This window comes from uncultured Pontibacter sp. (assembly GCF_947495565.1).
Taxonomy (GTDB): domain Bacteria; phylum Bacteroidota; class Bacteroidia; order Cytophagales; family Hymenobacteraceae; genus Pontibacter.
In genome coordinates, this window is sequence record NZ_CANLZM010000007.1 from 140,579 (window position 1) to 155,267 (window position 14,689).

At 49.1% G+C, this 14,689-nt stretch carries 12 protein-coding genes and 1 pseudogene; 8 read left to right on the forward strand and 5 right to left on the reverse strand.

Going from position 1 to position 14,689, the window contains the following annotated elements; translation table 11 throughout:
• The first annotated feature begins 125 nt into the window (after positions 1 to 125).
• Complete coding sequence (locus Q1B04_RS10775) at positions 126 to 1,946, forward strand: tetratricopeptide repeat protein (RefSeq protein ID WP_299758820.1); 1,821 nt, start codon at positions 126 to 128, stop codon at positions 1,944 to 1,946.
• 245 nt (positions 1,947 to 2,191) lie between these two features.
• On the forward strand, positions 2,192 to 3,898 hold the full coding sequence (gene recJ, locus Q1B04_RS10780; protein WP_299758821.1) for a single-stranded-DNA-specific exonuclease RecJ: 1,707 nt from the start codon (positions 2,192 to 2,194) through the stop codon (positions 3,896 to 3,898).
• A gap of 251 nt (positions 3,899 to 4,149) precedes the next feature.
• On the opposite strand, the gene Q1B04_RS10785 is transcribed toward recJ, so the two are convergent.
• Positions 4,150 to 4,965, reverse strand: a complete 816-nt coding sequence (locus tag Q1B04_RS10785; RefSeq protein ID WP_299758822.1) for a GH25 family lysozyme — start codon at positions 4,963 to 4,965, stop codon at positions 4,150 to 4,152.
• Between the two features lie 190 nt (positions 4,966 to 5,155).
• Between Q1B04_RS10785 and lptB the strand changes: the two genes are divergently transcribed.
• The 3 genes and pseudogenes from lptB to Q1B04_RS10800 all read left to right on the forward strand — a co-directional run bounded on the left by lptB (position 5,156) and on the right by Q1B04_RS10800 (position 7,872).
• On the forward strand, positions 5,156 to 5,887 hold the full coding sequence (lptB, locus tag Q1B04_RS10790) for an LPS export ABC transporter ATP-binding protein (protein ID WP_299758823.1): 732 nt from the start codon (positions 5,156 to 5,158) through the stop codon (positions 5,885 to 5,887).
• A 47-nt stretch (positions 5,888 to 5,934) separates the two neighbouring features.
• Positions 5,935 to 6,315, forward strand: a pseudogene (locus tag Q1B04_RS10795) (four helix bundle protein).
• Positions 6,316 to 6,378: 63 nt separating this feature from the next.
• A complete protein-coding gene (locus Q1B04_RS10800) occupies positions 6,379 to 7,872 on the forward strand; it encodes a GH3 auxin-responsive promoter family protein (protein WP_299758824.1) in 1,494 nt (497 codons plus the stop codon).
• A gap of 265 nt (positions 7,873 to 8,137) precedes the next feature.
• Here the strand turns inward: Q1B04_RS10800 and Q1B04_RS10805 are convergent, their stop codons facing one another.
• The 3 genes from Q1B04_RS10805 to gltX all read right to left on the reverse strand — a co-directional run bounded on the left by Q1B04_RS10805 (position 8,138) and on the right by gltX (position 11,076).
• The gene (locus tag Q1B04_RS10805; RefSeq protein ID WP_299758825.1) at positions 8,138 to 8,905 is read right to left on the reverse strand and encodes a TIGR00266 family protein; all 768 of its coding nucleotides are present in this window, start codon (positions 8,903 to 8,905) and stop codon (positions 8,138 to 8,140) included.
• Positions 8,906 to 9,037: 132 nt separating this feature from the next.
• A complete protein-coding gene (locus Q1B04_RS10810) occupies positions 9,038 to 9,403 on the reverse strand; it encodes a hypothetical protein (protein WP_299758826.1) in 366 nt (121 codons plus the stop codon).
• 131 nt (positions 9,404 to 9,534) lie between these two features.
• Positions 9,535 to 11,076, reverse strand: a complete 1,542-nt coding sequence (gene gltX / locus Q1B04_RS10815; protein ID WP_299758827.1) for a glutamate--tRNA ligase — start codon at positions 11,074 to 11,076, stop codon at positions 9,535 to 9,537.
• A gap of 189 nt (positions 11,077 to 11,265) precedes the next feature.
• On the opposite strand from gltX, the gene Q1B04_RS10820 reads away from it, so the two are divergent.
• Positions 11,266 to 12,285, forward strand: coding sequence for a YihY/virulence factor BrkB family protein (locus tag Q1B04_RS10820; protein WP_299758828.1), 1,020 nt, complete (start codon positions 11,266 to 11,268; stop codon positions 12,283 to 12,285).
• A 275-nt stretch (positions 12,286 to 12,560) separates the two neighbouring features.
• On the opposite strand, the gene Q1B04_RS10825 is transcribed toward Q1B04_RS10820, so the two are convergent.
• Positions 12,561 to 12,941 carry a RidA family protein gene (locus Q1B04_RS10825; RefSeq protein WP_299758829.1) on the reverse strand — a complete coding sequence of 127 codons (381 nt, stop codon included), beginning with the start codon at positions 12,939 to 12,941 and terminating at the stop codon, positions 12,561 to 12,563.
• 48 nt (positions 12,942 to 12,989) lie between these two features.
• Here Q1B04_RS10825 and Q1B04_RS10830 point away from each other — a divergent pair, with 48 nt between their 5' ends.
• Together Q1B04_RS10830 and Q1B04_RS10835 are read left to right on the forward strand one after the other, a co-directional pair.
• The gene (locus Q1B04_RS10830) at positions 12,990 to 13,667 is read left to right on the forward strand and encodes a 3-hydroxyacyl-CoA dehydrogenase family protein (protein ID WP_299758830.1); all 678 of its coding nucleotides are present in this window, start codon (positions 12,990 to 12,992) and stop codon (positions 13,665 to 13,667) included.
• A gap of 359 nt (positions 13,668 to 14,026) precedes the next feature.
• A complete protein-coding gene (locus Q1B04_RS10835; RefSeq protein WP_299758831.1) occupies positions 14,027 to 14,653 on the forward strand; it encodes a hypothetical protein in 627 nt (208 codons plus the stop codon).
• Positions 14,654 to 14,689 lie beyond the last annotated feature (36 nt).

A 14,689-nucleotide genomic window follows, 5' to 3' on the forward strand; every position in this document is an offset into this window, starting at 1 on the left:
TGCTCTAACGTGCAGCCATACTTCTCATTTGGAAATCAGCCCGCCAAAACCAAACTGATTCTGTATATTCATAGTTAAGAAAGAAGACATACAAAGAGTTGCAGGCTTTTCGTTTTACAAGAACTATGCGCAGGATTATACTTTATACTTTACTGCTCTCGCTGTTGGTGCTTATGGTGGCCCCGGCGGCTAAGGCGCAGCAGCAGCAAGATCTTGAGCTGGCGCGGCAGTACTTTAGCCAGGGAGACTATAACAAGGCGGAGGAACTGTACGGCAGGCTGATCGATAACGAGCGGCTGTTCCATGCCGTGTACCCTGATTACCTGAAAACGCTGTTGGCCCAACGCAACTACAAAGAGGCTGAGAAGCTGGTAAAGAGAACAGTCAAACGCTTTCCGGATAACCCAAACTATGAAGTAGACCTGGGGCGCGTGTACCAGGCTTCCGGTAATAAATCAGATGCCGAAAAGCAGTTTGATAAACTCCTGGGAAGTATGAGTGCGGAGGCTGTGATTATAGTGGCCAATGCCTTTATGCAGCACGAGATGTTCGACTATGCCGAAAAGACCTATCTGCGCGGCCGCCAGCTCAGCAACGACCCCACATCCTACACCCGTCCCCTGATCGCGCTGTATGCTTACCGGCAGAAGAACGATAAACTGATACCCGAGGTGCTAAACCTGCTACAGGAGAACGAGAGCGAGCTGGGCTATGTGCAGAGCCGGCTGCAGAACAGCCTGAAGGAGGAGGAGAACTTCGACCTGTTGGAGAAAGAGCTTATACTGCGGGTGCAGCAGAATCCTGATAAGCTGGCCTACAACGAAATGCTGATCTGGCTCTACATCCAGCGGAAAGACTTCTACAGCGCCCTGATGCAGGCCCGCGCTGTGGATAAACGCACCCGCACCGGCGGCACTCGCGTGATGGAACTGGGTGCCATCAGCCTGAAGAACAACGATTACGAGGGAGCCATAGAGGCATTCCAGTACATTGTGGAGGAGTACCCGGAGGGGCCTTATTACCTGGTGGCGCGGCAGCGGCTGATAAATGCCCGCGAGGAGCAGGTGGAGAATACCTTTCCGGTAGATAAAGAGAAAATACAGGCGCTGATAACGGACTACGAAGCCCTGCTGAGCGAAGTAGGCCGGCGCCCGGAGACGGTGGAAGTGCTGCAGCATATGGCGGGGCTTTACGCGTTTCATCTGGATGATAAGGAAAAGGCCATTGAGTTATTGCAGGAGGCTATTAATATGCCGCGCGCTAACCCAAGTATGGTAGCGGACAGCAAGCTGACGTTAGGCGATATTTACCTGCTGAAAGGGGAGCCGTGGGAAAGCACTTTGCTATACTCACAAGTAGAGAAATCGCATAAGGAAACTCCGATAGGCCATGAAGCCAAGCTGCGCAATGCCCGCCTGAATTATTATAAAGGCGATTTTGAGCTGGCGCAGGCGCACCTGGATATTCTGAAGATGGCCACCAGCCGCGAGATCGCCAACGATGCCATGGACTTGAGCCTGCTTATCACCGATAACACAGGCCTCGATACCTCCACCGTGGCTATGGAAGCGTACGCCGCTATCGACCTGCTCATTTTTCAGAACAAGCTGCAAGACGCTTTAACGGCGTTGGATGGTATGTTGCAGAAGTACCCCGGCCATAGCCTGACGGATGAAATATACTTTCAGAAAGCCAACATTTATGAACGAATGGGCGATTTTGACCAAGCGGTGGAGAGCCTGCAGAAGATTGCGGGTAACCCGCAGTATGATATCCTGAGCGATGACGCGCTGTATCGGATGGCCTTTATTTTAGAGGAAAGCCTGAATGATAAAGAGAGGGCGCAGCAGCTGTACAACGAGTTGCTGGTAAAGCACCAGGGCAGTATTTACGCAGCCGAGGCACGCAAGCGCTTCCGCAACCTGCGTGGCGATAAGCTGAATTAACGGTGCTGTGCTAAGCGAAGAAGATAAAGAGGATAAGTATAAAAAGTATAAAGAACCCATACATGATCAGGTCCAGGGAGTAATTTTTATACTTTTTGAAAAGGTCTCTGAATCGTTTCACCACTAATCCTGTTAATCATGGCAAAAGTACGAAAATAACCGCGAAGGTGCACAGGCCTCTGCAGGTGCAGGTTAAATTAGCTACCTTTGCGGCAGAACAAGTATAGCGGCACAGTTAAGAATTTATGGAGAAAAGGTGGGTAATTAGTCCGGAGGCACCGGCAGAGATAGTACAGCAACTTACAGATGAGTTGAAAATCAGTTCTACGTTAGCTTCTATACTTTGCCAGCGCGGTATCTGCACTTTTTCCGAAGCAAAACATTTTTTCCGACCTTCGCTGCAGGACCTCCATGACCCCTTTCTGATGAAAGACATGGATCTTGCCGTGAATCGCCTGAACGAAGCCCTGCACCGCAATGAGAAGATTCTGGTGTACGGAGACTATGACGTAGACGGCACCACCTCTGTCGCGTTGATGTATGGCTTCCTGCGCAACTATACTTCTAATATCGACTTCTACATTCCGGATAGGTACAGAGAGGGCTACGGCGTGTCGAGCCAGGGTATAGAGTGGGCCGCAGAGCATAGTTTTTCGCTTATCATCAGCCTCGACTGCGGTATAAAATCTGCGGATAAAGTGGCGCTAGCCTCTGAAAAAGGCATCGATTTTATCATCTGTGATCACCATTTACCCGACGAAGATATTCCGAAGGCGGTGGCGGTACTGGACCCGAAGCAAATAAATTGCCCGTATCCTTATAAAGAGCTTTCGGGCTGTGGTGTGGGCTTTAAGCTGCTGCAGGCTTTCTGCATGCAGAACGATATAGAGCAGGAAGAAGTGTACAAATTGCTGGACCTGCTGGTAGTAAGTATAGCCGCCGACATTGTGCCTATCACCGGCGAAAACCGCATACTAGCATACTTTGGGCTGCAGCACCTGAATAGTCCGCAGCCAATGCGCCCAGGTTTAGAAGCCTTGCGGGAGCTGGCAGACATCCGCAACGAGATGGATATCACCAGCATTGTGTTTGGGTTTGCGCCGCGTATCAACGCTGCCGGGCGTATGGGCGATGCCAAGAATTCTGTGCGGATGCTGCTGGCCCAGACGAAGGAAGAAGCCTTTAAAATGGCCGATATCATTAATGAGTCTAACAAGGCACGCCGCGACAAGGACAGCAACATTACCAAAGAGGCGCTGCAGATGATAGCCCAGGATGATTTTCTGCGCACGGCCAATTCTACTGTTCTCTTCAAAGAAACCTGGCACAAAGGCGTGATCGGGATTGTGGCTTCGCGCTGCATCGAGCATTATTACCGCCCTACTATCATACTTACGCAGTCCAACGGCAAGGCATCAGGCTCGGCCAGATCGGTACATGGCTTTAATGTGCACAATGCCATCGAGAGCTGTTCGGACCTTTTAGAGCAGTTTGGCGGGCACATGTATGCAGCAGGCTTAACCTTGCCAGTTGAGAATGTGCAGGCGTTTCGGGAGCGCTTTGAGGAAGTGGTGGCCAGCACCATTACCGAGGACCAGAAAATACCGCAGATAGAAATTGACGCACCGTTAAACCTGAAGCAGATCACCCGTAACTTCTACAACATTGTGCGGCAGATGGAGCCGTTTGGCCCAGGCAACATGCGCCCGGTGTTCGTATCGGAGTGCGTGTATGATACCGGCAGTGTGCGCGTGGTTGGCGACTCCCACCTGAAGCTGCGCCTCACCCAAGACGGCTTTACCAGCATCGACGCCATCGGCTTCGGGCTCAGCGATTACTACGACAGAATCAGCAAAGGAATTCCGTTTGACGTGTGCTATACTATCGAGGAGAACATTTATCGGGGTGTTATCACGCTGCAGCTCCGCATCAAAGACATCCGCATAAAATAACAAAAGGATCCCGGTAAAGGAGCCTTTTATACTTACAGAAGCAGTTTACAACTTGGTTTATCTTTAGGAGAGGTAATTGTAGGCCATAATGGCGAAGCTACAAATAACATACACGGCAAGTATAAAGTTGTTCCTTTTCAGCTTCCGGTTCTGCTGTTTTAGCTTTTTAAGTGTTTCCATAGATCTCTTATATGATATAAGTTATACTTTGAAAAAAGCTATGACTTAATAAGCAGCAACAAACACTAATACTATGGCAGCGGCTGCAGGTGCTTTAGCTGCGACAGTGGGCTTTCGCGGTCGTAACGGCTGTTGGCCATAAACTCTGGCACACATAGCTGGCCCAACTGCTCAAAGCTTCCTGCAAAAAAGTTGATGTCTACAGCGGAGTTGATGCCGGCAATAGAGCCGCGGTCGGTGAACTGCCAGAACATCCAGCTGTCGGTATGGTGAATCTCTGGTTTTACGTCGCTGTAGCGGGCAATCCAGAAATGGTACTCCGGAAAATGGCCTTTCAGGTAGCGGCGATAGTAATTCTGGCCAGTATAGATGATGGGGCGCACGCCATAGTGGGCCGTAACCGCCTCCAGCCACGTACGCACATCCTTCCGCAGTTGCTCAGGGCTCACGGTTCTGTCCGTCACCTCCAGGTCCAGTACAGGCGGCAGGTCGCCGGCCTCCAGCGTTACGGTGCTCGTAAAAAGCTTAATCTGCTCCTGCACCGGCGACTCCGGCTTATAAAAATGATACGCGCCGCGCTTTATGCCATGGCGCTTAGTCTCTTCCCAGTTGCGGGCAAAAAACGGGTCCAGCCTGTAATTGCCCTCAGTAGCTTTTATAAATGAGAAGGATACTTCAGATTGGCTCACCATTGTCCAGTTTATCTCACTTTGCCATCTCGAAACATCAATGCCTTTTACAAGTATTGTAGTGTTACTGCTGGTAGAAGTAGCTTTAGGATTGTTGTTATCGGTGCCAGAGGCTGTTGCTACAGCTATACTGCTGCAAACTAACAGGCCGGAAAAGGCAAGCCTCCGGCAGGCTGAAAAGAGTAAACGTAACATCATAAAGCAAGTAAGGTTGTAGATTGTAAGCGTGTATCAAATTAAATATTAATATGTCACCATGCAATACCTGATTATAAGGATTATATAGTTTGTTAAATTTATTTTAATAGGAATCTTCTAATATTGCAGAAAAGCTGCGCAACCGGCAGGCACGTTGCAGGATGCAGCCTTTATGTGTAATTTAGCCACGATGATACTGAGAGCAGAACACCTGATAAAAAAGTATAAATCACGCACAGTTGTAAATGATGTGAGCGTGGAGGTAAACCAAGGCGAGATTGTTGGTTTGCTGGGCCCCAACGGAGCCGGTAAAACCACTTCTTTCTACATGATTGTAGGTTTGGTGAAGCCCAACACAGGCAAAATATTTTTAGACAGCGAGGACATAACAGACCTGCCGATGTACAAGCGGGCCAAGCGCGGCGTAGGTTATTTGGCGCAAGAGGCCTCTGTTTTTCGGCAGCTGACGGTGGAGGAGAACATCCTATCGGTGCTGGAGATGACCAACTTGCCCAAAAAGGCGCAGCATGAGAAGGTGGAGGAACTGCTGGAGGAGTTTTCGCTGACGCATGTGCGTAAAAACAAAGGCATTGTACTGAGTGGTGGCGAGCGCCGCCGCACCGAGATTGCCCGAGCCCTGGCCGTAGACCCAAAGTTTGTGCTGCTCGATGAGCCTTTTGCCGGTGTAGACCCAATCGCTGTGGAGGAGATCCAGAGTATTGTGGCCAAGCTCAAGAATAAGAATATTGGTATCCTCATTACTGACCACAACGTAAACGAAACGCTTTCTATCACTGACCGCGCTTACCTGCTGTTCGAAGGCAAAATACTGAAAGCCGGCACCGCTGAAGAACTAGCTGCCGACGAGCAGGTGCGTCGCGTATACCTTGGCAAACACTTCGAGTTAAAAAGAAAGATATAAAATGTTGAATTGATAATTGCTGGTTGCTTTTTCTCGTATGCGGTCCTATGCAAGAGAGAAAGCATTTGCAGTTAGATGACTTGGAGGCATATAAAGTAGCATTTGCCTTAAGCAATTTTGTTTGGGCTAGGGTAGAGCAGTGGGACTATTTCGCAAAGAAAAGTATAGGGATACAATTTGTTACAGCTATAGATAGTGTCTCAGCGAACATTGCTGAAGGATTTGGCAGGTAAGGTAAAAAAGATAAGATTAAGTTTTACCGATATGCCAGGGGTTCTGTTTACGAATGCTTGGATTGGAATGAGAAAAGCCGTGTCAGAAAGTTGCTAGTGCAGCAGGACTATGACCATATCTTTGTTGCTTTACAAAAATTGCATAAGCTAATAAATGGTTTGATAAAAGTAACCAACGACAATCTTAGCAATTAGCTTAAAAACAATTAACAATCAGCAATCACCTTGGAAATAATAAACTCAATAGTAACGTGGGTGATGAAGAAGCGGATCCATGACATTGATCTGTTTCGGAAATATCCGCATGAAGTGCAGCTGGAGCTGTTTCAGGACTTAATCAGCACGGCCAAGGGCTCCGAATGGGGTAAGAAGTACGGCTACGGCGATAGCCTGAGCGTACGAGAGTTTCAGGAGCGGGTGCCCATAAGCACCTATGAAGACCTGTACCCACACATTGAACGCATAATGAAAGGGGAGCAGAACCTGCTGTGGCCAAGCAAGATAGAGTGGTTCGCCAAGTCATCGGGTACCACCAACGCCCGCAGCAAGTTTATACCTGTTAGCCCGGAGTCTTTGGAAGACTGCCACTACAAGGGCGGCAAAGACATGCTCTCTATCTACGTTAACTTATATCCGGAAACCAAACTTTTCACCGGCAAAGGACTCTCTATTGGCGGCAGTCACCATCCTAGCGAGCTAAATGCCAACGTAAACTGCGGCGATGTGTCGGCGGTGATTATGCAGAACCTGCCTATTTGGGCCGAAGCAATGCGTACTCCTCCACTAAAAGTGGCTTTGATGGATAAGTGGGAAGAGAAGATTGAGAAAATGGTGGAGCTGACGGTGAAGGAGAACGTAACCAGCCTGAGCGGTGTGCCCACCTGGACCTACGTACTGTTAAAACGCATACTAGCAGAAACAGGCAAAAAGAACATTCTGGAAGTATGGCCTAACCTGGAGCTGTTCACGCATGGAGCTGTGGCCTTTGGCCCGTACCGCCAGCTGTTCCGGGATATTATCCCATCTGACCAGATGAACTACTTGGAGGTGTACAATGCCTCGGAAGGATTTTTCGGGATTCAGGACCAGATTGATACGGAAGACGAGATGCTGCTGATGCTGGATTACGGCGTATACTATGAGTTTATCCCGATGGACCAGTTCGACGAGGAGCAACCTAAAACATTGACGCTGGACCAGGTGGAGGTGGGTAAAAACTACGCCCTCGTTATCTCGACCAACGCCGGCTTGTGGCGCTATAAAATCGGGGATACCATCCGGTTTACAAGTATAGATCCTTACCGCATTAAGATTTCCGGGCGCACCAAGCATTTTATTAACGCATTTGGCGAGGAGGTAATCGTGGAGAATGCCGAAGAGGCGATTACCGCTGCCTGCAATGCAACTGATGCCGTTATCTCTAACTTTACGGCAGCTCCCATTTACCTAGAAAGCGACAAGCGCGGCGGCCACGAGTGGCTGATCGAGTTTGAGAAGGAGCCAAATGATTTAAAGCGCTTCACGCAGGTGCTGGACGAAAGGCTGCGCGAGGTGAACTCCGATTACGACGCCAAACGCCAGAACAACATTGCCTTGCAAGAGCCGCTGGTACATGCCGCCCCAAAAGGAACCTTCCTGAACTGGCTCAGCCACAAAGGCAAACTGGGCGGCCAGAATAAAGTGCCCCGCCTCAGCAACACCCGCGAATACCTGGAAGAAATTATGCAGGTAAACGGAATGCTGGAAAGTTAGAAAGTTAGAAAGTTAAAAGGTTAGAGAGTTATACTTCTAATATTGCAAGTTTAGCGCGAGCGTAACTTGTGGTTTTGAGTGGCTGCAAGTTGACTCTACTGGAGAATCTTTGGTTTACTAATAGTAGGCTTATTGTTTATACCTCACCAATCATACTTCAAAGTATGATTGGTGAGGTATATCTTTTGCGAATTAAGATAACAATTTTGTAGGAGCATCCGCATAACTCCCATTTCTAATTCCTAACTTAAACTGTAGCAAACCGCTACTCCAGGAAACTACTCATAAAGCCACCTTCCTTGTTGGCATTTTCGCCGCGTGGCATCAGTGCCTCAATCAGCTTCTTAACTGGCATAGACTGCAGCCATACTTTGCCTGTGCCTCGGAGCGTAGCTAGAAATATACCTTCACCGCCAAAAATCATCGACTTTAAACCTCCGGCGCGCTGCACGCTAAAATCAATACCTTCCTCAAACGCAACCACACAGCCGGTATCTACGCGCAAGGTTTCATTGTTCAGTTGCTTCTCTACAATGGTGCCACCGGCGTGCACAAAAGCCAAACCATCGCCCTGCATCTTCTGAAGTATAAATCCTTCGCCGCCGAAAAGTCCGGAGCCGAATTTTTGGTTAAAGTGGATGCTGAGCTTTGTGCCCAAAGCCGCTGCCAGAAAAGCATCTTTCTGCGCAATCAGGCTGCTATTACGCATGGTGCTTAGGTCTATGGGTAGGATTGTGCCCGGGTAAGGAGCCGAGAAAGCCACGTGGCTCTTGCTGTGCCCACGGTGGGTAAAGTGCGTCATAAACAGCGATTCGCCCGTAATCAAACGGCTACCTGCTGATACCAGCTTGCCGAAAAAGCCTTGGCTGGGGTTAGAGCCGTCGCCCATTTTAGTTTCAAAGTCGATGCCCTCCTCCATGTATACCATGGCGCCAGCCTCGGCAATTACCGTTTCATTAGGATCCAGCTCAATCTCCAGCACCTGAATATCATTTCCGAAAACCTTGTAATCAATCTCGTGAGAGTTTCTCATAGTTGTAATAGGGGGTTTAGTGATAGTAGAAAGATAGTTGAAATATAGTATAAACGACAAAGAAGCCGTGGTTTATACTTTCTAGCCAGGCTTCTTTGTTGCTTATTTTATGCTTCTTTGCTAGGAGATCAGTTAATCCTCCTCCTCATCGTCTTCTTCACCTTTCTTGCGGCGTTTGGCTTTAGGCAGGTTTTTATCGTCTTCCTCGTCAGAAGTGGCATTGGTGTTGCGCACAAAATCCTCGTCAGTCTCCTCGGCTTCTTCATTTTCCTCTACATGAAAAGCCTCTTCCTCTTCGCGTTTTGCTTTCTCGGCGGCATCGCGCTTCATCAGCTTTTTGTCATCCACGTTTTGGTTCAGAAAGTCATTAATCTTATCGATGCTGTAGTTGGATATGATCTCGCCGTGCTCATTCACTTTAATCTCAAAGCCCTCTAGGTCCTTGTGCACCCGCGACTTTTTCTTCTCGCTTTTACTTTCTTTTTTATTTTTAGCCATGATGTTGCTCGTCTAGTTATACTATAGTTGTATAAGCAAGGCAAGGGTAATTTGTTGCAGCGGCTAGGCAAAGGGCAATAAAAAAGGCCAGCCACGGGGCCAGCCTTTTTTATACTTCAGTGATTTATGTGTTATTCTGAAACGTAGCTGCTCAGCTTGCTGATAGCGGTTTCGATGCGCTGCATGGTTTCTTTGCGGCCAATAACCTCGATGATATGCATCAGGTCCGGGCCAGCCTCGGCGCCGGTTACAGCCAGCCTAAGCGCCTGCATAACCTGCCCAATCTTCATGCCGTGGCGCTCCAGTACGTTTATCAGCAGCTCTTTTACAGTGTCAGCGTTGAAATTTTCCAGTGATGGTAGCTCGTTCTTGAAATCCTCGAAAACGGCAACCGACTGGCTGTTCCACTTCTTAGAAGCCACTTTCTCGCTATACTCCTCCGGCGCTACAAAGAAGTACTCAGCCTCTTTCCAGAAATCCTGCGGAAACGACACGCGCTCTTTCATCAGGCCGGCAATTTTCTCGGCTTTTTCCGGAGTAGTGCTCATGTTATGCTCCTCCAAGGCCTTGAGTAAGTAGCCTGCCAACTCGCTGTCTGGCTTGGCGCGCAGGTACTGCTCGTTAAACCAACGGGCTTTTTGTATATCGAAACGTGTACCGGACTTACCGATGCGCTCTACGGTAAACTCCTGAATCAACTCATCCATTGAGAACAACTCCTGCTGTGTGCCTGGGTTCCAACCTAAAAAGGCCAGGAAGTTGGTAAAGGCTTCCGGCAGGTAGCCGCTCTCACGGTAACCCGACGATACCTCGCCGGTGTTCGGGTCTTGCCAACGCAGTGGGAACACCGGGAAGCCCAGTTTGTCGCCATCGCGTTTGCTTAGCTTGCCGTTTCCGTCTGGTTTTAAAAGCAGTGGCAGGTGCGCAAACTCAGGCATGGTGTCTTCCCAGCCTAGGTAGCGGTACAACAGCACGTGCAGCGGCGCAGACGGTAACCACTCTTCACCACGGATTACGTGCGTTATCTTCATCAGGTGGTCATCAACGATGTTGGCCAGGTGGTAGGTCGGCATGCCATCAGACTTCATCAATACTTTATCGTCTATGGCAGAAGAGTGTACCATTACCCAGCCACGGATCATATCTTTCAGGCGTACTTCCTCTTTGCGGGGCACCTTCAGGCGGATCACATACGGGTCGCCGGACTCCAGGCGCTTGGTTACCTCATCCTCAGGCAGCGTGAGCGAGTTTTTCATCGTCATGCGCGTGATGGCGTTGTATTGCGGCGTGGCAACTTTGGCAGCCTTCAGGCGCTCGCGCATTTCCTCCAGCTCCTCAGCCGTGTCGAATGCGTAATAGGCATGGCCGTCGTTTACCAGCTGCAGGGCATACTGCATGTACATGGGCTTGCGCTCCGACTGGCGGTAAGGGGCGTAAGGGCCGCCTTTCCAGGGGCTTTCGTCCAGCTCAATGCCGCACCACTCCAACGACTCGCGGATGTAATCTTCGGCGCCGGGCACAAAGCGGTTCTGGTCCGTATCCTCGATGCGCAGGATCATTTTGCCGCCTGTTTTCTTGGCTAGCAAAAAGTTATAAAGGGCAGTGCGCACACCACCGATATGGAGAGGCCCGGTTGGGCTTGGGGCAAAGCGTACTCTAACTTCTCTTTCCATGTATAGTTGTCTGATTCAGATCGTTCAAATTCGGTGCAAAGGTACAAAATAAAGTATCGTTTCGGTAACGGTAAAATACTGCGTGCGTTGCAAAAGGCTAATTGCACGTATGCAGGCAGGGGCGTGGCTATAGATAGTATAAACATAGTGGCCCGATTGCGTATCAGCAAGTAACAAAAGCCGCAAAAAATGGTTAAGAAGCGTGCATGGTTAATCTGGGGCCTGTTAAAAGAAGCCGGGCTTGAGTTTGTCGACAACAACTCCTTTCAGAAGGGAGCGGCGCTGGCCTACTACACTATTTTTGCGCTGCCGCCCATGCTCATCATCATTATCAGCGCGGCAGGTTATTTTTTTGGAGAGCAGGCTGTGTCTGGCGAGATTTACTACCGCATTAAAGAGCTGATTGGTACGGAAGGAGCCTACTCGGTGCAGAAGATGGTAGAGAACGTGAACGAGTTTGGGGCCTTTAACTTGGCGGCGTTGGTAGGAGCCTTTGCCCTTTTTATAGCCGCCACGGGTGTTTTTATCTCCCTGCAAGACTCCCTGAATGAGATCTGGCATGTAAAGCCGGTGCCCAAGCGCGGCTATGTAAAGCTGGTACTAGATCGTGTTCTTTCTTTCGGGATGATCCTGACCATTGCTATTGTGCTGCTGCTCTCGCTGCTGGCCAATACCATCCTGGTGGCTATCGGCGATTTCCTGACGGCGCGCTTTTCGGGTTGGGTGGTGTATATAATTCACTTTGCAAACTTTGCCTCGGCTTTTCTGCTGATGTCGTTTCTGTTTGCCTGCATCTATAAGTTTTTGCCGGATGCCAAGATAAAGTGGCGCGACGTGGGGGTAGGGGCATTAGTCACTTCGCTGCTGTTCGTACTGTTTCGTGGCCTGATCGGGTTTTACCTCGGCAAAAATGATATGGCCTCGGTGTACGGCGCGGCCGGTTCGGTGGTGATCATACTTACATGGGTGTTCTTTACCTCACAGATCATCTTTTTTGGGGCGGTATTTACGTTTGTGTACTCACGCAAGTATGGCCATAACATTTATCCGGCAGAGTATGCCGTGCGGGTAATACGGCAGGAGGTGGAAGTAGGCAATTCGGCAGTGAACGCAGAGCCCGGTAAGCACGAGCGCGAAGTATACGGTGAGCCGGAGGAGGAGGAAGAACCAACCAGCGAAAGTGATGCCGCCAAGGGAGCGAATATTTAGGGGTTAAGGTTGTGCTTTAATCTATATTGATGAGCCTCATTTGGCGTAAGCGTCCGCTTATGTCTTTGCTGCTTCGGCTAATGCAACTTAAACCAAGTCCCCCTTGGAAAGGGGCAGGTCGATGACTCCGGATAGCTCAAGCTACAGAGCTTATACTTGCAGAGCAGTACTTACAAACTCCCCTCCTGAGTAGCAAAGGATAAATACTTTATGCAAAAGACAGAGAAGCTATACTTTCCTCCCTGTCTTTTGCGTAAAAGTATTTATCCTGAAAACTACTTCGTAGCGATACAGGAAATCTCCACGTTTACATCCTTTGGCAGGCGGCTAACCTCCACGGTTTCACGGGCAGGCGGGTTGCTGGTAAAGTAGCTGCCGTAAGTCTCATTGATCTTTCCGAAGTTGTTCAGGTCTTTCACGAAAATGGTGCACTTAAGCACGTTGCTGAAGTCCATGCCGGCCTCGGTAAGTATGGCCTGAAGGTTCTGCATCACCTTGTGCGTTTCATCTTCGATGCTGTCGTTTACCAGGTTGCCGCTCTCCGCATCCAGCGCAATCTGGCCTGAAACGTATAATGTTCCGTTTGCTAAAGTAGCCTGGCTGTATGGCCCGATAGGAGCCGGTGCTTTGGAAGAGTTGATGATGGTATGTGCCATAGAGGTTTGGTTTTAGTTTGTATCTTTACCATCAAAAGTACAGAAAATATGCACATTGTTGTTTTGTCTGGCCCGGAAATGGCCGCCGAGTTCGAGCAAAAGTTTCAGGAGGAAAGAGAAGGCGTAAGCTATACTTTCCTGAAAAGCCATAACCTGCTGGATGAGCAGCTGAAACCCTCTGACGTGGTATTTGACTTCCTGTTGCACGAGCATCCGGAGCGACTGAGCCTGTATGCGCCGGGGCAGGTGGTTTTCTGCAATGCCGTTACCATCCAACTGGCTGCGCTGGTGAAGCAAGCTTATATGGAGCAGCCCTGTACTTTGATTGGCTTTAACGGCCTGCCAACACTCTTTAACCGCCCGGTGCTGGAGGTGAGCCTGCTGCACCAGGAGAGCGAGGCTAGGCTACAGGAAGTATGCCAGGCACTGGGAGCAGAGTATCTGCTGGTGGATGACCGCGTAGGTATGGTAACGCCCCGCATGATCTGCATGATCATCAACGAAGCCTGTTACACATTGCAGGAGGAAACAGCCGGCATAAATGATATAAACCTAGGCATGAAGCTCGGCACCAACTATCCGAAAGGCCCTTTTGAGTGGGCTAACCAGATCGGCGTAAAGAACGTGTACGAGGTGCTGCAGGCGTTGTATGAAGATACCAAAGAAGAGCGCTACAAAATCTGCCCGCTGCTAAAGACAAAATACCTGAAAAGGGAGAGCTTCTAAAGTATAAAATCATACTTTAAAACCATCTGGCGCAGGCAAATGCCTGCGCCTTTTATACTTTACTTAAGTATAAATCTGCTCCTGCCCCTCCCCAAAAATCACTAAAGTATAAAACGGCACCTTCAGCTTTGTTATGAAGCCGTTTAGAGTTTTTAGTTATAGGGCCTACACCCGCCATTGTTGGTGTTTCTCACCAACAATCAAAATGCAGATGCTGTTAATCTTGCTGGTGAAAACACGCAGCAAGTCCAGGCAATGTAGTATTAATAAATTCTAAACAGGCTCAATTTAAACAACTCTATACTTCTATATTCCTGCTGCATTCTCTATCTTGAGCGTTTGTACTCTACCTTAACTCAATGAGAACAGCTTTACTCGTATTATTACTGAGCCTTGCAGGTGCCGGAGCCACGGCACAAACCAGCGAAGCAGCCAACTACCAGATCATCGTAAATGGTAAACTACAGGATGTGGCTTTAGGTGAAGAGTACAAAATAAGGCTTGCCAGCGGCGAAGAGGTTACGGTAGCTGTAAAGCAGAAAGATGTTCTCACGTACCAAGACGATTGGATTTCACTACAATACCCGAAAGGTCTGCATCCAGCGCTTTCCACCCCCGATCCAGATTTGGAGCAGATTGCATTGGTAACAGCAAACGGTAACGGCTTTCTGGTGCAGAAGTATAAAACAGTTAACCCTGCCGAGCTGGTGGACCTGGTGCTGAAGGAAATGACAAACGAGGAGGTAAGCTTCGGCTACAGTATAACCGAGCAGCCTTTTGAGCGGAAGCTGAAGTCGGGGCAGCAGGTAAAAGGCAAATTGGTGCAGCTGAAGTACGGAAGTGATGTGCAGCAATACACGGTGGCAGCCCTTGGGGGCGATAACGGAGGAATTATGTTTGTCACGATGCTGAACACCGAGTATAACCACGACGATAATAAAGTAATTCAGCTGTTCCTGGATTCGCTGGCTTATAGCCGCAATTAATAGGCAATAAAAAAGGGAACCGAACTGGCTCCCTTT

Bases quoted from the DNA above. Each gene is read 5' to 3' on its own strand.
- Q1B04_RS10800 (WP_299758824.1), top strand. From the start codon at position 6,379: ATGAAGAAGCGGATCCATGACATTGATCTGTTTCGGAAATATCCGCAT.
- recJ (WP_299758821.1), top strand. From the start codon at position 2,192: ATGGAGAAAAGGTGGGTAATTAGTCCGGAGGCACCGGCAGAGATAGTA.
- lptB (WP_299758823.1), top strand. From the start codon at position 5,156: ATGATACTGAGAGCAGAACACCTGATAAAAAAGTATAAATCACGCACA.
- Q1B04_RS10830 (WP_299758830.1), top strand. From the start codon at position 12,990: ATGCACATTGTTGTTTTGTCTGGCCCGGAAATGGCCGCCGAGTTCGAG.
- Q1B04_RS10825 (WP_299758829.1), bottom strand. From the start codon at position 12,941: ATGGCACATACCATCATCAACTCTTCCAAAGCACCGGCTCCTATCGGG.
- Q1B04_RS10835 (WP_299758831.1), top strand. From the start codon at position 14,027: ATGAGAACAGCTTTACTCGTATTATTACTGAGCCTTGCAGGTGCCGGA.
- Q1B04_RS10785 (WP_299758822.1), bottom strand. From the start codon at position 4,965: ATGATGTTACGTTTACTCTTTTCAGCCTGCCGGAGGCTTGCCTTTTCC.
- Q1B04_RS10820 (WP_299758828.1), top strand. From the start codon at position 11,266: ATGGTTAAGAAGCGTGCATGGTTAATCTGGGGCCTGTTAAAAGAAGCC.
- gltX (WP_299758827.1), bottom strand. From the start codon at position 11,076: ATGGAAAGAGAAGTTAGAGTACGCTTTGCCCCAAGCCCAACCGGGCCT.
- Q1B04_RS10810 (WP_299758826.1), bottom strand. From the start codon at position 9,403: ATGGCTAAAAATAAAAAAGAAAGTAAAAGCGAGAAGAAAAAGTCGCGG.
- Q1B04_RS10775 (WP_299758820.1), top strand. From the start codon at position 126: ATGCGCAGGATTATACTTTATACTTTACTGCTCTCGCTGTTGGTGCTT.
- Q1B04_RS10805 (WP_299758825.1), bottom strand. From the start codon at position 8,905: ATGAGAAACTCTCACGAGATTGATTACAAGGTTTTCGGAAATGATATT.